The organism is Marinomonas sp. BSi20584 (genome assembly GCF_002792415.1).
Classification (GTDB): domain Bacteria; phylum Pseudomonadota; class Gammaproteobacteria; order Pseudomonadales; family Marinomonadaceae; genus Marinomonas; species Marinomonas polaris.
Window position 1 is genome coordinate 115,539 of sequence record NZ_KZ454873.1, and the last position, 20,672, is coordinate 136,210.

General features: G+C 43.2%; 20 protein-coding genes. 9 read left to right on the top strand and 11 right to left on the bottom strand.

All coding sequences use genetic code 11. The features are described 5' to 3' along the window. Positions 1 to 119 precede the first annotated feature (119 nt). A complete protein-coding gene (gene pcaQ / locus TY87_RS06515) occupies positions 120 to 1,085 on the top strand; it encodes a pca operon transcription factor PcaQ (RefSeq protein WP_100186463.1) in 966 nt (321 codons plus the stop codon). 22 nt (positions 1,086 to 1,107) lie between these two features. Beyond that, complete coding sequence (locus TY87_RS06520; RefSeq protein ID WP_100186464.1) at positions 1,108 to 2,049, top strand: AEC family transporter; 942 nt, start codon at positions 1,108 to 1,110, stop codon at positions 2,047 to 2,049. A 28-nt stretch (positions 2,050 to 2,077) separates the two neighbouring features. Here the strand turns inward: TY87_RS06520 and TY87_RS06525 are convergent, their stop codons facing one another. Continuing rightward, positions 2,078 to 3,133, bottom strand: coding sequence for a Gfo/Idh/MocA family protein (locus TY87_RS06525; RefSeq protein WP_100186465.1), 1,056 nt, complete (start codon positions 3,131 to 3,133; stop codon positions 2,078 to 2,080). Positions 3,134 to 3,261: 128 nt separating this feature from the next. Here TY87_RS06525 and TY87_RS06530 point away from each other — a divergent pair, with 128 nt between their 5' ends. After that, the gene (locus TY87_RS06530; RefSeq protein WP_100186466.1) at positions 3,262 to 4,188 is read left to right on the top strand and encodes a LysR substrate-binding domain-containing protein; all 927 of its coding nucleotides are present in this window, start codon (positions 3,262 to 3,264) and stop codon (positions 4,186 to 4,188) included. Between the two features lie 65 nt (positions 4,189 to 4,253). Here TY87_RS06530 and TY87_RS06535 read toward each other — a convergent pair whose 3' ends face one another. The 4 genes from TY87_RS06535 to TY87_RS06550 are packed head-to-tail and all read right to left on the bottom strand — an operon-like array spanning position 4,254 to position 8,274. Next, positions 4,254 to 5,066, bottom strand: coding sequence for a sugar phosphate isomerase/epimerase family protein (locus tag TY87_RS06535; RefSeq protein WP_100186467.1), 813 nt, complete (start codon positions 5,064 to 5,066; stop codon positions 4,254 to 4,256). A gap of 10 nt (positions 5,067 to 5,076) precedes the next feature. Continuing rightward, positions 5,077 to 5,694: an NIPSNAP family protein gene (locus TY87_RS06540; protein WP_072840148.1), complete on the bottom strand. Its 618-nt coding sequence runs from the start codon at positions 5,692 to 5,694 to the stop codon at positions 5,077 to 5,079. Positions 5,695 to 5,749: 55 nt separating this feature from the next. Beyond that, positions 5,750 to 7,456: an FAD-dependent oxidoreductase gene (locus TY87_RS06545; protein WP_100186468.1), complete on the bottom strand. Its 1,707-nt coding sequence runs from the start codon at positions 7,454 to 7,456 to the stop codon at positions 5,750 to 5,752. A 26-nt stretch (positions 7,457 to 7,482) separates the two neighbouring features. Next, complete coding sequence (locus TY87_RS06550; protein ID WP_100186469.1) at positions 7,483 to 8,274, bottom strand: IclR family transcriptional regulator; 792 nt, start codon at positions 8,272 to 8,274, stop codon at positions 7,483 to 7,485. A 190-nt stretch (positions 8,275 to 8,464) separates the two neighbouring features. Here TY87_RS06550 and TY87_RS06555 point away from each other — a divergent pair, with 190 nt between their 5' ends. From TY87_RS06555 to TY87_RS06575, 5 genes are all read left to right on the top strand, one after another. Continuing rightward, the gene (locus tag TY87_RS06555; protein ID WP_100186470.1) at positions 8,465 to 10,240 is read left to right on the top strand and encodes an FAD-dependent oxidoreductase; all 1,776 of its coding nucleotides are present in this window, start codon (positions 8,465 to 8,467) and stop codon (positions 10,238 to 10,240) included. Between the two features lie 17 nt (positions 10,241 to 10,257). Beyond that, complete coding sequence (locus tag TY87_RS06560; protein ID WP_100186471.1) at positions 10,258 to 11,064, top strand: shikimate dehydrogenase family protein; 807 nt, start codon at positions 10,258 to 10,260, stop codon at positions 11,062 to 11,064. Positions 11,065 to 11,139: 75 nt separating this feature from the next. After that, entirely contained in the window at positions 11,140 to 12,129 is a 990-nt protein-coding gene (locus TY87_RS06565) for a Bug family tripartite tricarboxylate transporter substrate binding protein (RefSeq protein WP_100186472.1), read from the top strand. 131 nt (positions 12,130 to 12,260) lie between these two features. After that, positions 12,261 to 12,773, top strand: coding sequence for a tripartite tricarboxylate transporter TctB family protein (locus TY87_RS06570; protein WP_100186473.1), 513 nt, complete (start codon positions 12,261 to 12,263; stop codon positions 12,771 to 12,773). 9 nt (positions 12,774 to 12,782) lie between these two features. Next, positions 12,783 to 14,285, top strand: a complete 1,503-nt coding sequence (locus TY87_RS06575; protein ID WP_100186474.1) for a tripartite tricarboxylate transporter permease — start codon at positions 12,783 to 12,785, stop codon at positions 14,283 to 14,285. A 104-nt stretch (positions 14,286 to 14,389) separates the two neighbouring features. On the opposite strand, the gene aroQ is transcribed toward TY87_RS06575, so the two are convergent. From aroQ to TY87_RS06605, 6 genes are all read right to left on the bottom strand, one after another. Next, positions 14,390 to 14,842 carry a type II 3-dehydroquinate dehydratase gene (gene aroQ / locus TY87_RS06580; protein WP_072840156.1) on the bottom strand — a complete coding sequence of 151 codons (453 nt, stop codon included), beginning with the start codon at positions 14,840 to 14,842 and terminating at the stop codon, positions 14,390 to 14,392. Between the two features lie 55 nt (positions 14,843 to 14,897). Next, entirely contained in the window at positions 14,898 to 15,830 is a 933-nt protein-coding gene (locus TY87_RS06585) for an AEC family transporter (protein ID WP_100186475.1), read from the bottom strand. A gap of 89 nt (positions 15,831 to 15,919) precedes the next feature. Next, on the bottom strand, positions 15,920 to 16,627 hold the full coding sequence (locus tag TY87_RS06590; RefSeq protein WP_100186476.1) for a GntR family transcriptional regulator: 708 nt from the start codon (positions 16,625 to 16,627) through the stop codon (positions 15,920 to 15,922). A gap of 163 nt (positions 16,628 to 16,790) precedes the next feature. Further along, positions 16,791 to 17,645, bottom strand: coding sequence for a shikimate dehydrogenase family protein (locus TY87_RS06595; protein ID WP_100186477.1), 855 nt, complete (start codon positions 17,643 to 17,645; stop codon positions 16,791 to 16,793). A 279-nt stretch (positions 17,646 to 17,924) separates the two neighbouring features. Then, a complete protein-coding gene (locus TY87_RS06600; protein ID WP_100186478.1) occupies positions 17,925 to 18,773 on the bottom strand; it encodes a class III extradiol dioxygenase family protein in 849 nt (282 codons plus the stop codon). Further along, positions 18,773 to 19,120: a protocatechuate 4,5-dioxygenase subunit alpha gene (locus tag TY87_RS06605; protein WP_100186479.1), complete on the bottom strand. Its 348-nt coding sequence runs from the start codon at positions 19,118 to 19,120 to the stop codon at positions 18,773 to 18,775. Before TY87_RS06605 ends, TY87_RS06600 begins: the two co-directional genes overlap by 1 nt. Before the next feature lie 256 nt (positions 19,121 to 19,376). On the opposite strand from TY87_RS06605, the gene TY87_RS06610 reads away from it, so the two are divergent. After that, positions 19,377 to 20,591, top strand: coding sequence for a LysR family transcriptional regulator (locus tag TY87_RS06610; RefSeq protein ID WP_100186480.1), 1,215 nt, complete (start codon positions 19,377 to 19,379; stop codon positions 20,589 to 20,591). Positions 20,592 to 20,672: the final 81 nt, after the last annotated feature.

Sequence of the window (20,672 nt, forward strand, 5' to 3'; positions counted from 1 at the left end):
CATTCCCTTATTAGCGCTTATAATGAGCCTGATTCCTTAGTGTTTCTTACTTAGTGGCTGACTACCTAATAGCCAATTAGCAGCGACTGAAACCATGCGAGTACGATGGGAGACTTTTTATGTTAGAAAACCGTATTAAATATCGCCACCTTCAATGCTTTTTAGAAGTCACTCGCCAAGGCAGCGTTGTTCGCGCTGCTGATGTACTGGCTCTGACCCAACCCGCCGTATCGAAAAAACTCAAAGAACTAGAAGACATTCTGGGCGTTAGACTATTAGAGCGTAGTAAAAAAGGCGTTGAACTTACTCCATTCGGCAATGTGTTTCTAGAACACGCCAGCACCAGCGTCGCGGCATTACGAGAAGGCACCGAACGTGTTGCACAAGCGCAACAAAAAGGCATCAGCCGTATTAGTATTGGTGTATTGCCTACTGTTGCGACCAGTATTTTGCCAGAATCCGTGAAGCGCTTTCGTACTGGCGGAATTGATGTACGCCTGCATTTAGTCTCTGGCCAAAATGCCTTATTAATGAGTCAGTTACGCGTTGGGGAATTGGATTTAGTCGTTGGACGCTTAGGCGTTCCAGAAGCTATGTCGGGCTTGTCGTTCCAACATTTGTACTCAGAGCAAGTGGCTTTTACTGTTCGCCCAAATCACCCATTGCTGACAAAAGAAAACTTCCAGATCAGTGATATTGCCAATTACACTGTACTTTATCCACCAAAAGGTTCTATTACCGCGCCCTATGTAGACCGTTTTTTATTGTCCCAAGGCGTTAGTACCCTGACCGATAGAATCGATACTGTATCAGACTCATTTGGTAAGGAGTTTATTCGTAATAACGATGCGGTGTGGATCATTTCGCGTGGTGTAGTAGCTCGCGAAATTTCTGATGGTGAACTGGATGAATTGCCTATCGACACAAAAGAAACGCTAGGAGCAGTTGGCTTAACAACACGAGCGGACTCGGTTCCCTCTATGGCGCTTAAACTCTTTATGAATGCGATTCGAGATACTGCACAAACCTTAGACAGCTATTACAAACCAATTGATCATCATCATAAAGATGAACCCGCAATTTAAACCGCCCATACAGGAACCATAGATGCTGACCATTATTGCGATCACAACCCCGATTTTTATCATGATAATGTTGGGGTACTTTGCAGTTCGCGTTAAATTGGTTCCTGGTGACACCATTGCGGGCATGGCAAAAATCGTCATGTATTTCACGCTTCCTGCATTGATTTTTAGTACCTTGGCCAGAATGGAGTTTGATGAGGTCATTGTTCCAACCTATCTCGCCACTTACGCCATCGGCTCCTTATTAACCATGCTAATCGGCGTATTGATCAGCTTAAAAATAATGAACCGTTCTTTAATCGAGAGCACATTAAAAGGCGTGGGGATGGCAAATTCAAACTCTGCGTTCTTTGCCTATCCTGTGATGTTGCTGGCATTCAGTAATCCCCCAACGGCGGCGTTTGCCATGTCGTTAATCATTGAGAACATTTTGGTTCTACCCATCACTTTTGTGATTTTAGAAATCAGCTCATCCAGAGGCCAAGGTCTTAAACCCACCTACATGTTCTATACTGTGGTAAAAAGGTTGATCAAAAATCCGTTAATTCTAGCCGTCACTGGCGGGGTATTAGCATCGACTTTTCACCTAGAACTACCTGCAGTAATTGATCGAGTATTAGTCATGTTATCCGGCGCATCCGCGACTCTCGCACTCATTGTGCTTGGAGGTTCATTAGTCGGAACCAGCCTAACAGGCAATGCCAAAGACATTTGTTTTGTCACCACAGGAAAACTAGTACTACATCCGTTGATGATTGCTGTCGTGGCGCTCTTTATGCCGGAAATGGACCGCAACCTTTTGCTCGGCGGCATCTTGATTGCGGCAGTTCCTATGATGAGTATTTATCCAATTATTGGTAGCCAATATGGTTTCCGCTCTCTTTGTGCAAGTATTTTATTGGTCACCACATTAGTGTCATTCGTTACACTCGCTGTTATTTTGTCATTAATGGGAGTGAGTTAATGCCTTGTCTGTCTATTAGACGTTTAGTTTATTCGATTTTAGCAACCTGCACCCTAGCCCCAGTTTGAGCTGCTTTAACAATACAATCCACCACCATGAGATTCTGTAAGCCATCTTGAACACTAACGCGCGGTTCAGTTTCGCCACGAATTACTCGACAAAAATGATCTATCTGCCCAACTAATGGATCATCTCGTTGTGAAGTTTCTACGGAACAATCAAACGGTTTCCACCAAGATCTGTCTTCAGTTTTAAGGTAGCGTTTAATACGCATAGTAGGAATAGACAGCGAACCTTCCGTTCCAGCAATATGATAACAATCTTCATCCTCATAGCTGGAATAGGCTTTATTTTCTTGTGAGGTCTGTTCCCAACTTCTGGAACTCGCCGCTGTATCAGACAGTAAAAAGGTCCCTAATACCCCATTTTCAAACTGTAAAGTAATGGCACTTGTGTCTTCCACTTCATGACCACGCACTGTGTTCGAACTCATAGCTTGGACTGCGTAAACCTCACCTAATAAGTAGCGTAAATTACCAATTTCATGAATCAAATTTAGCAATATTGGCCCACCGCCTTTTTGCGTACGCCACATACCCTCCAAAAAATAGCTATCTGGTTTATAAAATAGCGCACTGCCCATCACGGCAACAGGACGGCCAATAACGCCTGATTTAATTAAATTTCGGGCTTTTTCCATGATGCTACTATATGCACGATGATGACCCACTAGTACCTTATTACCTGTTTTATTTACTTCATCTAATAGCACTTTGCCTTCTTCAATAGATTGAGAAACTGGCTTTTCAATCAACACTGAAACGTTATGTTTAATACATTCCAAAGCTTGTTCAACATGTAATTGATTTGGCGTCGCCAGAATAATGCCATCAGGCTGAGCACTTTCAAATAGTTGCGCTAACGTAGTGAATAGAGGGACCTTGTATTGCTCTGCTATTGCCTTTGCATTCTCTGAAGGGTCTACAATGGCACCGATTCGGCATTCTGGATGTTGGTAAATGCGTTCTAGGTGTGACAAACCAATCAATCCAGCGCCAACTACAGTAATATTTAACTGCTCCATTTTTTATCCTCTTATTATCTTTATTATTAATCAGGGTAGAAATCTTGCCTTTTCTATTTGTCCTTCTATGATAGTAATAAATCGATTTTCACAAATAATTAACCAAAAAACTAATTCACTATTAAGATATGACGAATAATAAATGGAACTTAACAGACCTAAATGTCCTCTGTGCGGTCGTAAAAACTGGTAGCTTTGTTGGAGCGTCGGAAGAGCTTGGCATGGCACAAGCCTCTGTTAGTAAGCGCATCGCTGATCTAGAGAAGTCACTTGGCGTGCTGCTGTTTCGCCGCACCACTCGTTCTGTGCAAATCACCAGTGAAGGTATCTTGGCACACACGCGCGCATTACAAGTATTAGATGCCGCCACTCGCCTACAGCAAGACGTATCAAGCGCACGCATTCGCCCTTCAGGAAAACTTCGCATCAGCACCAGTTTACGCTTAGGAAGAAACTACATTGCACCAATCTTATCGAAGCTAGCGAAAGAATATCCAGAGCTCGATATTTGGTTAGAGTTGGTCGACCGTCGTGTCGATATGCTCAATGAAGGCTATGACATCGACATTCGTGCAGGAGATGTAACCGAACCACACTTAATCAGTCATAAAGTAGTAAAAAGCCAACGAATACTCTGTGCTTCTAAAGCTTATTTAGAACGTAAAGGAACACCTAAGACATTAGATGACTTGGCTTTGCACGATTGCTTATTATTCCGACAAAGAGATCAAATGCTAGGTGTATGGCGTTTGCAGAACAATAAAGAGGAATCTGCCGTTCGTATTACTGGCGGTATGGGATCTAACCACGCTGACGTGATCCACGAGTGGGCTGAACAAGGTTTAGGCATTGCGATGCTATCTGACTGGGATATTCACGATAAATTAGCCAAAGGAAAACTGGTACGCATCTTACCGGATTACACTCAACAAACCGATATTTGGGCAGTGACACCATCACGTCTCACCTATTCAGCAACACTAAAGTTATGTGTTGAGTATTTAATTGAGTCCTTACAAAGTGGCCCTCATGCGCTACCCGTTTCTTCAGACTGAACAGAGCCCCAAAAAACTCACAGTGAGACTGTTCGTTTTTTTGGGCTGTTACATATAAAAAAATATTATGATTGTGCTTTTTCAATAATACTTTTCATTCCATCCAACGCTCGACTTGCGCGTTCGGTAGGTGATTGCTTTTTAGCGTAATCGAAGTTTGGCACTTCGATACTCAACACCATTTCGTCTGGTATTGCTTGTAGAAGCGATACCAAATCAATTTCACCTTCACCCGGGTTTAGGCGTGCTTGACGAGCGATATGAATCAAACCTTCTGTAGTTGGATCAAACTCAGCCATCGCATCACAAAACTGAACGTAATGAAGCCACTTAGGATCAATCGTTTTTACATCCTGCGGCTTCATGCCCGCTCGATGATAATGCAATGCATCAATGAGTACGCCACCATTTGATTGATTCGCACCGTCAACGACCCGTAATGCCGATGCAATATTAGGCACTTTGGTCCATGGCATAAACTCCAAGTCTGCCGTCATACCATAATGATGAGCAGCTTCACAGAATTCACCATAGTTCTCAATCAAACGTGCCTCATCAGCATCATCGCCCGCTACCAGTACATTTTTCGCCCCTAAAACAGCCCCTCGCTCCAAGAAACGAAAAGTATCTTCCACGCGAAAAGCCTCTCCAAGACGTACAATTTCAATATCAGCTAATTTGATCCCTGTGTCTTGCATGGCTGCTCGCGTTTCTTTAAACACTTTATCATCCATCATCAGAGGATAAAGCCCCTCCGATGCGGAGGGCAGAAGACGGAAACCGACATGGGAAAAACCCGTTTTAGCAGCGATTTCGACCGCTTCACTTGGCGAAACATCAAACAAGGTTAGGAAAGCAAGAGAAAACGAATAAGCCATGGCAAGTACCTTATTTAAGAGGAGAGAATGCCATCGGCATTGCCAAAGTTGATGTCATGTCTGGCGTTAACCAATCAGGGCCACCTTTTGGCGGCCAAACACCTTCAGCAACGGTTTTTGCACGTATTTCAGCACGTTCGTTAGCTGATTTATAAGGCCAAATTTGAGTAAAGCGAGGACCGCCATCTAGCGAATACATAGCTATTGTTAACGCAGAATACTCTGTACGAGGTGGCACAGCTTCACGCCATTTTTCAATCGTCGGAGCCAAGCCGTTCAATTTAGTATGATAGGTGCGAATTTCATAAACAGGACCAAACTCACCTGGCTCAACTGGAGGCATAAAGTCCAAAGGAATATAGCTATCCATATGTAAATCAACCAATAAGTCGCCGCAATTGAACGGATCATTTGAAAGACGAATACGCTTACGCTCTTCAATTAAATCTTGCTCGGTTTCATAGCCACGAAGAATATAAACTTCATTTAAGTGACCAACATCAGCAAACCAAGCACCTAATAATTTACCCTTAGCTTCCGGCGCTTCCAAAAATGCCTGAATGCCTGCCGCAGCTTTACCAGCACCAAAAATAACGGTTTTCAGTGTCGCAATATCATAATACTTCATGATTTTTTTCCTTTTTAAGAGTTGTTTTAAAAGATTTTTCAAAAGTGCAGAGACATCACTCTGCTAAATGGTTGGCGGCTCGATAACCAAATGTCATGGCTGGACCTAAAGTAATGCCGCCACTTGGATAGTGGCCACCAAAGATGCTCGACATATCATTACCAACAGCATATAAGCCTGAAATTACAGACTGATCGGGACGTAACACTTGCCCATGCTCATTAGTCTTCACACCAGAGAATGTGCCCAAACTCCCCGGTACAATCTTCACCGCATAAAAAGGCCCCTGCTCTAATGCTGCTAAAGAAGGATTAGGCGTTTGTTCTGGATCACCTTGAATATGGTTATAAGGCGATTCTCCACGCTGAAATTCACTGTCAAAACCGATCTTAGCGTCGCAATTAAAACGCGCTACAGTTTCGGTCAAAGCATCTACGGGAGCGCCTAATTTAAGAGCAAGATCGGCAAGACTTTTCCCTTTTATTAGATAGCCTGTACGCTCAAAGTAAGATGTTGGAAATGGAAAAGGTTTTGACCAACCCAGCCCCCAACGTCGTTGAGCTTTATGATCTGCTAACAACCAGCAATAAGGCTGGCTATCTGCTGGACTTGCATCAAACAAAGCGCGCATAAAATCATGATAAGAATTCGCTTCACTGGTGAAACGCTTTCCATTTGGTAGCACGGCAATAATGCCGGGTTTGGCACGCTCGATTAGATGTGGAAAATGAATTTGCTCTTTGCCATTTGGCACTAAAGAAACAGGACTCCAAGCGCCAGCGTTTGCTAGATCATCACATATTTTGGCGCCGATGGACTCCGCCATATTAATCCCATCACCTGTATTGCTTTTAGGGGCGGCAGAATAGTGACCAAACCCAGTATTACCTTTAAATTGTTCAGCCTGGCGTTTTGTGTCATGAGGGAAACCACCCGTAGCCATCACCACACCCTTGCTTGCAGAAATACTGTGTAGCTGGTCGTTGATGATCACTTCGACACCGGTAACACGACCTTGATCATCTTTAATAAGCGTGGAAACAGACGCATTGGTTTGCACCCTAACGTTTAAATCCAACGCACTTTTCAATAATGCACCTACCAAAGCGTTACCATTTACTAATTGGGTGCTGCGACCAAATCTCACCAAGTCCAAGGCGTGGCGAGTTAATCGTTTGGTAACGTACATCATGGAAGATAAACGGCGAGTAGCGTTAAAAAAGTGGCGCATATCCGCACCACTAGCAATCCCCATTCCCCAGAGTGAAATTACCGACAAAGGTGGACGAACATGATGTTTCCATTTACCTAGCTGACGACCGTCAAAAGGTGCTGCGGCAACAGAACGACCACCAAGAGCATGACCGTCTAATTCATGGAAATCAGGGATAGCATTGCCATCAACAAAATTAAGGGCTGTTTGAGTTTCAAAGAAATCGACCATTTCTGGTCCGCTTTCTAAAAATGCGTCCAAACGAGGATCGAGGCTATCGGTTTGCATTTCACTGCAAATATAACGTCGAGGTTCTTCTGCGTCTTCATGAATACCTGCTCTTATGGCAAGTGGATTACGTGGAATCCACAACCAGCCACCAGACCAAGCGCTTGTTCCACCCAGAGCATCAGTTTTTTCTAATAATAAAACCGAAAGCCCTAAGTGAGCTGCACGTACAGCGGTACTTAACCCGCCGCCTCCAGAGCCAACTACAATGACATCATATTGATTTGAAAGAGGTGTTGTTATTGGGAACTTTCTTGCCATTCTAGGGCCCTGTCTATCGTTGTTATTTACTCCCGCTTGGAGAAATACAACGAGGCTCTACTCGCGTCTCCTAGCGCTATTGCTGCCCGCTGCAATGGCTCTACATAAGTCTCCATTACTTCAGGCGTAACTCTTACCGATGGCCCGGCAACACTGACTGCTCCGATGGGTTCTCCGCTATCCGGATTACGCACCACCATGGCAATAGCAGCCATGCCATCTAAATAGCTGTCATGATTCACGGCATAACCGCGCTCACGTACCGTTTTTAATACCGACAATAGATCCGCCACCGTAACTGGCGCGGAAACACCCGGCGCATTATCTTTGACTAAGCCTTGGCGCATGACCAAAGAGATAGCTTCTTCATCGCTCATGCCCGCTAACCAAGCTTGTCCACCAGCCGAAGAAGCGAGATGAACCACCTTGCCTTGGTCTTGCCCTGGCTGATAGCGCAATGCAGATGTTGAACCTTGCGATACGCCAACCCAAACCAAATCACCATTGTCAGCTAGGGACAAACGCACTAGTTCACGAGTCTGCTGAGCTAGTTCATCTAAAATAGGCTGGCTAATATTGCCAATGCCTGTCTGCCCAAGAAACGCTAAACCAAGCGAAGCCAACTTGATGGTTAACTCATAGTCCCCCATGCCTCGGACTTGCCGCACATAACCCAAACCTTCTAATTCTTTTAGCAATCGATGCACGCCACTGATTGGCATATCTAACGATTTGGCAATATCGCTCACGGCACTACCGATAGGTTGGTAAGCCAAAAACTCCATTACAGAGAGCGCTTTTGCTAATGCACTGCTCATATCACTGTCTCCCAAGTTTGTTTATGTGTCTTTTTAGACACTGCTTGGAAGTGATTCTATTCACACTAGCAAAAAAAAACCACAATGGAAACTATTTTAATTATTGAAACAGTTTCAACATTATGAAATAGTATAAAACATAAAGACAAAAACAAACTCTTTTTAAGAGTAAATAAACAGGTAATAAGTGATGAGCCAACTAGACCCATACAAAGGTTTAAAACAATGCTTAGACCAGACTCAATACGACATCATCGTATTAGGTGCTGGTGCGGGAGGCATGGCAGCAGCGCTCTTTGGCGCAATTGAAGGTCAAAAAGTGTTACTGATTGAGCATACCCATTATGTGGGAGGAACTACTGCATTATCTGGTGGTACCACTTGGGTTCCAATGACGCGATATCTCAAAGACACGCCAATGAATGACACCAAAGAGAAGGTGATGAACTTTCTTGATCATGCTGTGGGTGATCGAAGTGAACGTTCGCTGCGAGAGGCTTTTTTAGAGTCTGGGGCTGAAGCCATTCACACCTTAGTTGATAACACAGAAGTAAAATTTAGAGCTTGCGCTTATCATCCTGACTATTTGGCCGATCTTCCAGATGCCTCTTTAAATGGGCGAGCTTTAGAACCGCTCCCTTATGTAGCCAAACATTTAGGGTCTGCCTTAAATTTGCTGCGTCATCCCATTCCAGAATTTACGGTATTGGGTGGCATGATGGTAAATCGTGAAGATATTGGACACTTATTAGCTCGCTTTAAATCTTCTACGTCATTTTTGTATACCGCTAGAATCGTCACCCAATATGCTATCGATAGGGCCTTGTATGGTCGTACTCGTCGTAGCGTGATGGGGCATGCCTTAGTAGCTCGAATGCTGCAATCCTTACTCGACCGCAACATAGACTTACTCGTAGACACTGAAACCCTTGCTATTAATAGAAACACAGCAGGAAAAGTAAGTAGATTAACGCTTAGCCAAAATGGTGAAGTTCGCCATTTGATTGCGAACAAAGCCATTATTTTGGCTTCTGGCGGTTTCGCTCGAAATCCTGAAAAACGCGCTAAGTTGTTACCAAAACAACTACCAGCAGATTCCCCATCGGCTGAAGGACACAGCAGCAATTTACACCACCAAGTCGAATTATTAGGCGCTCATTATGGACAAGGGCATGACCAAGCAGCATTTTGGGCGCCCGTTTCTACCCGACAACGCAAAAACGGTACGAAAGCCGTCTTTCCACATTTTGTTTTCGACCGTTCAAAACCAGGCACTTTATGTGTCGATAGCAATGGCCAACGCTTTGTAAATGAAACGGTCTCTTACCATGAATTTGGGAAAGCCATGCTAGAAGGCGGAAAAAATACAAAACACGCGTGGATCATCACCGATGCAAAAGGGCTCGCTAAATATGGATTAGGTATGGTGCGCTTGGGTGGCGACAATCCAGCACCTTATTTACAAGATGGCTACTTAAAAACAGGCAAAAGTATTAGCGAACTGGCTCAGCAATTACAAATTGATGAGACCCTACTATCAAGCAGTATTGCCAGTATTAATAGCGCAGCTAAGACGGGTGAAGACACCTTATTTGGACGCGGCAGTACGGCTTACCAAAAAGCCAATGGTGATCCAAACCAAAAGCCAAATCCAACCATAGGCGCACTTGATCAGCCGCCCTACTACGCGGTGAAACTTCAACCTGCCGACATCGGCGCCGCACAAGGCTTAGTCGGTAATAAGCACGCACAATTAATAACCATCAATAACGAACCGATTGACGGACTTTATGCCTGCGGTAATGACTTGCATTCGATTATGGGCGGAACCTATCCAGGTCCAGGCATCACTATTGGACCCGCTATTGTGTTTGCATACAAAGCAATACAGCACGCGATTAACCCTTTAAATACCAATCAAAAAAACACGATGTCGCAAACAAAAGCGACATGTGAAACACACTAATTCAGGAGTGTAGATCGATGACTATTATTACCGGTGAAACTCGTATTTTCCCTATCCTAGGCGACCCTATTGCCCAAGTACGTTCACCTCAATTTCTAACGCAAATCCTGCAACGTCGAGAAGAGAACGGCATAGTTCCTCCTATGCATGTAGCACCGGAACACTTTATAGACGTTATGCAGTCCTTACGCAAAACACAAAACGTTCATGGCATTGTTATTACGATTCCACACAAAATCCCAGCCCTAGACGCATGTGACCTAGTCTCTGAACGCGCCAAATTTGTTGGTTCTGTCAACATCATCCGTAAACAAAGTAATGGCCAATTATATGGCGACAATGTTGATGGTATTGGCTATTTAGATGGCGTCAAAAAGGAAGGTTTTGATGTTAAAGGTAAGCGAGCCCTACTAATCGGCGCAGGAGGAGCTGGGTCCGCGGTAGCATTTGAGATTCTACAACGAGAGGCAGAATACCTAGCCATTTATGACCTCGACCAAGATAGATTAAATTCACTTATCAAACGCTTAAATGAACGTTTTCCAAACCGTGCAGGAGTGGGAGATCAAGATCCAACAGGCTTTGATTTTATTGCCAACGTTACACCAGTCGGTATGCGCGCAGGCGACCCATATCCTGTAGATGTTAGCAAACTTAATAGCAAGCAATTTGTTGCAGACGCTATCACCAAACCAGAAGTGTCTCCTATGGTCGAGCATGCAAGAAGCCTCGGCTGTAACACGATGGTTGGAGCAGGCATGTTCAATGCGGAAGCTGAAATTTTAGTGGACTTCATGCTGCGAGATCACCCAATCAATAACTAAAAACACACAAATAGCGCAAAAGGCTTTCCCTTTTGCGCATTACGCCCAACTGGGCATAATTCTCTGGAGGTTATGATGAAAAAAACAATAATTGGCGCATTAACCGCACTAACATTATCCACAACAGCATTAGCTGCTTTTCCTGAAAAGGATATCCAAGGCATTATCCAATGGGGAGCTGGCGGCTCAACTGATACCGTAATGCGTTCCATCTCACCTCATGCTGAAAAGGCTCTCGGTGTCGACATTGTCTTAACCAATAAAACAGGTGGCGTTGGTGCCATCGCAATGAAATACGTCAACAGTAAAGATGATGATGGCTATACCTTATTGATGGGAGCGGAAAACCCACAAATGTATAAGGTATTAGGCTTAGGTGACATGGATTATAACGACATGATCACCATCAATATATTAGCTCGCGGTACGCCAGTTTTTGTTGCAAGAAATGATGCGCCTTACAACAACATGCAAGAATTTACTGATTTCGTAAAAGCTCATCCCGGTGAATTGAAAATTGGTTCAACGGGTAATGGTGGTTTAACCTCAATTATAATGGCAATGCTGCAATCACAAATTTCATTGGACTACACCAGCATCCCTTACAATGGCGATGGTCCAGCATTAACCGCATTACAAGGCGGCGCAATTGATGTAATGCCAGCGGTGTTAGGCGCAACTATTGAACAGATTAAAGCTGGTCGTATGAAAGTAATCGGCCTTGTAGATAAAGAGGCCAATAAACTTTTGCCAGGTGTAGCACCTATCACTGACACTTTCCCAGGTTTAAAAAGCTACCTACCTTGGGGGCCATTCTTTGGAATATTTGTAAAACAAGGAACTCCCGATGATGTCGTCAAGAAGCTTCAAGGCGCATTCCAACAGGCTGCTTTTCACCCCGATTTTATTGATTTAATGCAAAAACGTGGCTTTACGATTCTGAATATTTCAGGAGAAGAAGCCAATTACTTTTTAAGTGGCTATCGCTCTACTTCTTCTTGGTTAGTTCATGAAGCAGGTTTTTCTAAGCGATCACCAGAAGAGTTCAATATTCCGCGTCCTTAACCTTAATAAGGCTATTTACTGAATTTTGATACATTAATTTGAATCACCCAAGAAGCTAATTTCCATTGCTTCGCTCTTAGCGGGGAGCGTTCTTCCCCGCCGTTTTTTTTCAGCATTGTCGGAGAGTCGTGATGAATCACCCCACTAGCCGTCGACCAGGTGAACTTCTGTTCAATCTGCTCGTTTTAATCGCCAGTTTGTTTCTGTTTTGGCAGGCATACGCCATTGCACAGTTTTCTTCATTAAGCTCATCAGGAGCACTGCCTCTTGCCGCTACGAGCATAATGGTAATAAGTGCCTGCTTGGTGCTTATTAAAACGATACGCCTTCCACTAGAACCACACGTACGTTTTATTCGGCATATATTCCCTCCGGTTATCGGCGTAGTTATGGCGTTAATTTTGATGTTCGCAGTTATGTTAGAGCCGATTGGCTTCATTCTATCTGCCGCTATTTTCTTATTTATTGCGATGACATTTTTACATCGTAAAGGATGGGTAGTCAGCCTTGGATTAACCCTTGTTTCTTTGGCCTTTGTGTATTGCGTATTCCGACTTATTTTTAAAGTTATTTTGCCTGAAGGCATTATTCCTGAACGCGAAATTATGGCGGTCATATCTCATTGGTTTAGTGCAAATTTTTAGGATAATACAATGGAAGCTCTTTCGTTTTTTGCTATTTCTTGGATTTCCCCTCAACTCCTTGCGCTTACCGCGCTTGGTACATTTTTAGGGATTTATGTAGGTGCTATACCAGGCTTATCAGTCACCATGGCAGTCTCTATTCTCATCTCATTTACCTTTTCGTGGGAGGTAAATAATGCTTTATGTTTGATGGTTGGGGTATATATGGGTGGCGTTTATGGTGGCTCTCGAACCGCCATATTGCTAAATATTCCTGGGGCTCCTTCCGCCATTGCTACGGCGCTTGATGGTTATCCTCTCGCACAAAAAGGCTTAGCGGGTGAAGCCATTGGCTTATCAACAGTAATGTCTGTTATCGGAGGCTTCGTTGGCATTTTCGTATTAGCTGTCGCAGCACCATTTGTTAGCGATTTTGCCATCAGCTTTCAGCCAAGAGATTATATGCTGCTAGGTGTTCTAGGCATCATGCTGGTCGGTTCTTTATCTGGTAATAGTCTTGCAAAAGGTGTGTTAGCTGGATCGTTTGGCGTGTTAATTGGTACGGTAGGACTTGACCCCCTGACAGCAGAAGAGCGTTTTACATTTGGTGTCGTTGAACTCTGGAATGGCATTAATCCAGTTGCGGTTATGATTGGACTTTTTGGTATTTCCGAAGCCTTAACACAGCTACATTTCATGCATAAAGCCAGCGTCAAACAAGTCATCAATCGCATCATCCCTAAATGGAAAGATGTAAAACGCTACTTACCTTTAAGCTTACAATCCTCTTCGGTTGGCGTAATTGTCGGGGCATTACCAGGTACTGGTGGCGATATTGCCGCATTAATGGCCTATGACTATGCTAAACGTACGACTAAAAACCCAGAAGTTGAATTTGGCAAAGGAGCAAAAGAAGGATTAGTTGCGCCGGAGTCTGCAAATAATGCCGCTGTAGGTGGAGCTTATATTCCGATGCTGACCTTAGGTATTCCTGGGGACGCTGTAACCGCGGTATTCATTGGCGCTTTGTTTATCCACGGCTTAAACCCTGGCCCATTGCTGATGATAGAACAGCCCGAAATTTTTTGGTTTACTGTGGGTAACTTAACCCTCGCCAATATCTTCATATTGATTTTCGGTTTAACTGGTATTCGCTTATTCGCTAAGCTAGTTGAATGTCCAAAAGGGGTCTTAATCCCTATTATATTCTTGCTGTCTATTGTGGGCGCTTACTCTATCAACAATGCAATCACGGACGTTTGGTGGATGCTTGGGTTCGGCGTAATCGGTTACTTTATGAAACAGTACGGTTATCAGGTTGGCCCAGTTATTCTTGGGGTGATTTTATCTCGACTGATTGACGAGAACTGGCGACGAGCCATTCTGTCTGAACAAGGCAGCATTGCAGGCTTTTTTGGTGAAGCTTTCACTAGTCCACTGTCTTGTGTACTACTGGCAACAATTGTATTTATTTTTATCTCACATACCCCTTTATGGACTCGTTGGAGAAAAACTAAATCGTCCAAAAGCTAAGCGTTTAACGTCATAATTAAGCTCAAAAAAATACCGAATGATCTCTTCAAAATAAGAAGCATCATTCGGTATTTTTATATTAGCCGTCGCTATTTTTTTTAGTCTTAAGCTTTGAGCTTATGCACTAAGCCCTGAATGCCCAATACATACCCTTGTACGCCCATACCAACAACAATTCCTGCTGCAGCAGGCGATATGTAAGAATGATGACGGAAAGCTTCACGAGCGTGTACGTTAGAGATGTGAACTTCAATCACCGGTACATCAGCGCCTTTTATTGCATCGTGAAGAGCAACAGATGTGTGAGTATAAGCACCTGGATTGAATACTACGCCCAATACTTCGCCCGCTTTAATACGGCGACCTGCTTCATGAATTAGATCAATCAATACACCTTCATGGTTAGATTGATGGCATTCCACCTCATGGCCTAATGACAATGCCGCTTCGCGGCACATAACTTCCACATCTGCTAGAGTCTCATAACCATAAGTTGCTGGCTCACGAGTACCCAATAAATTTAAATTTGGGCCGTTCAATACCATGATGGTAGACATAATAATTTCTCCTATAAATCAGCGTAAATATTCAATCAATCGCATTGCTATATTTTCATACAAAAAAGCGGAGTAAGACGCTCAAGGTAAAAAATGACAACACGGTAGTAATTAGCAAAGTACTAGCACAAAAACTGCGCGATCCATATTCCCCACATACAATTGGATAAGAACTGAACATAGATACCGAGGCAAAAATAACCACTGCAATTTTTAATTCGTTTGGCATGGTGGGTGTAAGTAACAAGAGCAAGGTGACAATCACCGGAAATAAGACCAGTTTGCCAATCGCCACCAGCAATATGGGAGCCCATTGACCTTTAATCGTCACACCCACCAAAGACCCGCCAATAACAATCAAGGCCACTGATGAGGCCGCTGCTGCCAGTAAATTAAAGCCTTTGCCTATAAAGCTCGGCAAGCTCAACTCAAACACAGAAAATACTAGCCCTGCGACCAAGGCAATTAATAACGGATTCGTTGAGATACGCTTCAGAACAACCATAAATAGGCTTTTCCCGTTACTCTCGCTCTTACCCAACACAGTTTCGATAAAAATTAAGCAAACTGGCAATAAAATGATATTTTCGACCATCAATGACATCACAAAGGCCTGCGTCAAAGGGTAATCAAAAAACTGTAATAAGACAGGAAAGCCAATAAAAGCGCTGTTTGACATGGTCGCCCCAACGCCTCTCACGCCGGCATCTACCAAACCACTTTTAAGTAATCGCCAGCTAAGTAACACAGTAATAAAAAAGGTGGCTAAACCACTCGCGGCGTACACGGCAAGATAGTCAAAATGTAGGACTTCTTTTAACTCCATGCTGGAAAGCTTTATAAAAATCAAAGCTGGCAAAGCTAGGTATAAAACAAAACGGCTTAACCCAGGTATCGCCGCTTGGGGAAGGAAAGAGTATCGAATGCTGAGAAAGCCAATTAGGATCAGAAAAAAGATCGGGGCTATGATGCTAATTACGGCTTCCATGTCATCATTTCCTCGTTGTTACATACATTAGATTGACTTTGAGTCTCTGTATTTTTCATTAGTTAAAATATCCTTACGAAGGATGAGTATTAGGCGATGGCTTTAGATTTTACTTTTAATGGTATTTTCTCAGCGTCCGGTAAAAACAAGCCTTTTTGAATATGCGAGTCCAAAATGGCCAATACAAACTCGGTTTCATCATCAAGAAGGTGTTTAAGCAATTTTTGGTGCTCTTCTACGGAGGCCTGTCCGCGAAATGGCCGACGGTGCAACGCCAATACCTGATAACGCATGTAAAGTTCAATCACCGAAGCATGATAGCGAATAAGCTGCTGAGAACCACAATGAGACACCATGGTAACGTGAAAATCTCGATCTGCTTTTTCCCACGCCTGAACATGACTGCTTTCATCTTCCATCATCAGCTTTTCAACACAATTCAAGCGAAAATGCGCGCTTATCAAAGCTGACTTCCACTCCATTTGACCCGCTTTATTTTCCATTGATTTACGCACGGCCGACAACTCTAACATCTGTCGAAGCTCTAATAATTCACGCAAATCTGCGGTAGAAACAGGTTTTACCGAAAAGCCTTTTTGATCAACAAACATCACAAAACCGTCTGATACTAAGCGCATCAAGGTTTCACGCAAGGTATTCACACTGGCACTGTAACGGATTCGCAGAGCGTTTAATTTAAGCTTTTCACCGGGTGAAAGCTTTCCTGTCACAATATCTGAACGCAGTTGTTCATAGACGGATTGCCCAACCAATTTACGGTCATCGGAGTTAATCATAAAAATTCTAAAGGCCTTTTATTTTTTTTGTAAGACCTATGCACTATATCATGAGCAAAGATATCTTAGTTGCTGAGCCCCATAGAATAAATGACAAAAAGACGCCATTTAGCGTCTTCTTTCCATTATTTATCCTATGAATTTATTTAGTTACCAACAATCTCTAGATCAACGAACTGACGACATTGTATTTTTCACGGAACTGGTCCCAAACAGGTTTCACATCCGTTATTTCCTGACCCGTGAAAATTTCGAAGGCATCGATGCCTTGATAAAAGAACAAATCAAAGCCTGACACAATTTGCAGACCTTTTTTATTAGCTTCCACTAAGAATTCAGTATCCATTGGGGTATAAACCGCATCAAATGCCCATTTCTGTCCTTTAATCAGTTCTGCCGCCAATGGCATACCTGGACTTTTCAAATGGCCAACAGGTGTACAGTTTACCAATCCATCTACTTCTGCGGCTGCTTCTGCAATGTCTTCTTTGGCAACAACACGCGCCTTGTAGCCAGCTTCATTAATAGCATCAACCAAAGATTGTGCGCTACGTTCGCTCAAATCGGTGACCAATACTTCTGTCGCCCCCACTTCAAACAAGGCAAAACCAATTGCTCGACCCACACCACCAGCACCTATCATCAGCACTTTACCTGCTGGTAAATCCCCGACTCGACCTTTATAACCGCGAATAAAACCAGTGTAATCGGTATTAAAAGCACACACTTTGCCGTCTTTTAGCAACAAAGTATTACTCGCACCGACTTTCTTCACCGCGTCGTTTACTTCGTCTGCGCTGTCGATGGCGATTTGTTTATAAGGAAAAGTAACATTAGTGCCGACAAAACCTAAGGCACGAATTTCAGCAAGCTTGGTGTTAAAGGATTCCGCCGTATCATCTTCTGGCACTTGCAACTGATAATCCACTGGCAATTGCTTTAGTTCACCCAACATCATGTGTAAAGAAGGAGATCGAGAAGCGGCAATAGCCTGACCAATTAGACCTATATGTAACATTGTAATTGCCTCCAACGTATTCCAAAAAAGAATGTCATAACGTTAATAATTGAGAATTAGAAGATAAAAAGCGCTGCAGCTAACACAGTGTCAATACTCTATTAAAAAGGCTTTCTTGAGTGAATACCCCTGTTCAGTCTTGCGTCAGCAGCAAAGGTCACTGATACAAAAACGCTTCTTTTATCAAAGATAGAAGAAGCGTATACCAAAACTCGCATTTTGTTGTATGACAATTTGACATGTATTTTGAATGAAAAAATTATATCAGCATTGCTAGACCTAGACAGCGTCGCTTGTCGCCAATAACTGCAACCCAGCACCCGTATTGGAAATCGGCAAATGATAACTACGATGCAGCTCGGTTAACGTTCCCTGCAAAGCGCCACGCATCGCTAACCACATATTCAACTCAACACCTTGAGAGCCTGCTTGTTCTACCAAGTCAAAATTAGTGAATTTGGTAAGCGCTTCCGGTTCATTCACAATTTTATCCATGCAATATAAATCGAATGGTTTATTAATGAAGCCCGCGCGCTGTCCATCTAGCTGATGAGATAAACCACCGGTTCCAAATATCACAACTTTCTGATTACCAGAGTAAGAACGAATAGCGTCACCAATCGCCTTGCCAAAATCAAAACAACGACTGGGTTTCGGCATAGGATGACGTTCACAGTTGATCGCAATTGGAATCACTTTAATATGACCGTATTTATGACCTGGCCACATGAGCGTAAGAGGCACTGTCAGTCCATGGTCCACTTTCATTTCTTGGCAAACGGTTATATCAAACTCGTCCTCTATCAATTGATTAACGATATGCCAAGACAACTCAGTTTCCCCAGTTACTGGTGGAATTTCAGCAATCCCCCAACCTTCGTCGGCATTCTCATACTGAGCTGCAGCGCCAATAGCAAAAGTCGGTTTGCGATCATGAAAAAACTCTAATCCGTGATCATTATAAAAAATGACGGCGATGTCAGGTTCTTGCGCATACAGCCATTCACGTACAGGTGGATAGGCATCAAAGAAATCTTTCCAATAAGGTGTTTGCTCAAGACCTTTATCCATCGCTACACCAATGGCAGGAATATGTGATGTGGCGATACCGCCAAGTATTTTCGCCATTATTTATCTCCCTGCTGTACTAAAAATGCTTTAAATTCGTCTGTTGTCATACCCGTCTGTAAACCACCAACATCTTGTACATTTAATCCCAAGATCCCAGCAAATTTTGCCAGATAATAAATACTTCCACCGGCTTCTAACATGGCAATGACATCACGATTTTTTACAGCCTGTTTTTGCTCTACAGAAAGTCCAAACTTTTCACAATAATCGTCTTCATTAGCTAGGAATACTTTTCGCCCATTTGCGTTATTAAAGGAATAACACATTTTATTTAAGGGGTAGCCCTTCGTTGCCATCGGCCCATCAAACATAATATTGCCCGGAATATGACTCACCTGACTCATTCTGTTACCTCGCTATAAGATTGTTTTATTCAATGGCGTAAACACCCATTAGTAGCGAGTATAAGAACAAACGAGCTGTACAAACCTTGATCTACATCTATTTTTTACTATTTAAAAAATAGAACGCATTATTTTTAGATTTTTTTAATGAGAGTTCCATTTTGGCCATATATAGGAAAAAATACGTAATCAATCCTTCAATTTGATTTCTTTGATATTCATTTTTGATATAGTTTATAAAAAATAAGGAGGTCTTATGGAGATAGCAATTCCCAACTTACGGCATTTACGCGTATTTCTCGCGGTCGCAGAGCTAAAAAGCATCACCCGAGCTTCTGAAAATATCTTTTTATCTCAGCCAGCCATCACCCAAGCGATCGCCAAGCTAGAAGGATTATTGGGCGCGTCGCTTTTTGAGCGCCATTCAGATGGTATGTATCCCACTCCATCAGGTGAGGTGTGGCAAAAACGCGTCAGCCGCGCCATCGATCATATTCAAACAGCCACACAAGAAATCGTGAAAGACACGACTCAAAAAGAACGCACTCCTAAAAATCTCATCGCCTTAATTAGCACCACTCAATTAAGAGCTTTAATCGCTGTGAGCGAAGCGCAAAACTTCAGCATTGCTAGCCGAAATTTGGCCGTGTCGCAGTCTTCCGTACACCGAGCCGCGCGAGATTTAGAACGCCTGCTCGGCGTTGTATTATTCGAAAAAAACAGCCTTGGAACCAGCGCAACCAAAGCAGCACAAACTTTGGCAAAAGCCACCAAACTAGCTTTCAGTGAATTACGCCAAGGCATATACGAGATCAACGCTTTACAGTTTAAAGATGTCAGTACCATCACCATAGGCAGCATGCCTTTGGCACGTATGACCATTTTGCCAAAATCAATTTTGCAGTTCAACGAACGCCATCCTGATGTGAATATCAATGTAACCGAAGGCCCGTATGCCGATTTACTTCATCATCTACGCCAAGGTGACATCGATATTATTTTAGGTGCATTACGTCATCCAACACCGGCTGATGATGTGGTCCAGGAAGAATTATGGGCGCCGCCATTATCAGTAGTGGCTCGTAAAGATCATCCATTAATGAGCAAACAAAACATCAGCGCACAAGATCTCGCCGAGTTTGCTTGGGTCGTTCCCGCCAAAGGCACTCCGACTCGACAAGCTTTCGAAGACATTTTCAAAGACGCTGGTATCGCCTTACCAACACGATTGGTTGAATCCAGTTCACAGATACTTATTCGTGAACTATTAATCGAAAGCGATCGATTAACACTCATCTCGGCACACCAAGTGGAGCGAGAAATTAATATTGAATTACTCAATGTTATAGACTTTCCGTTGGACCATACACGCCGCCCAATTGGGCTTTGTGTGCGAAAAAGCTGGCTTCCAACCGTCACTCAATCCCACTTTCTTAGCTTATTACGAGATATCTCAGAACGTTTTCGATGAAAACTACAAAAGCCTCATTGCAAAAAATGAATAGCTTATGCGGTTTATGGATTATCCCCATTAGGTGTCGGATGCTAGATT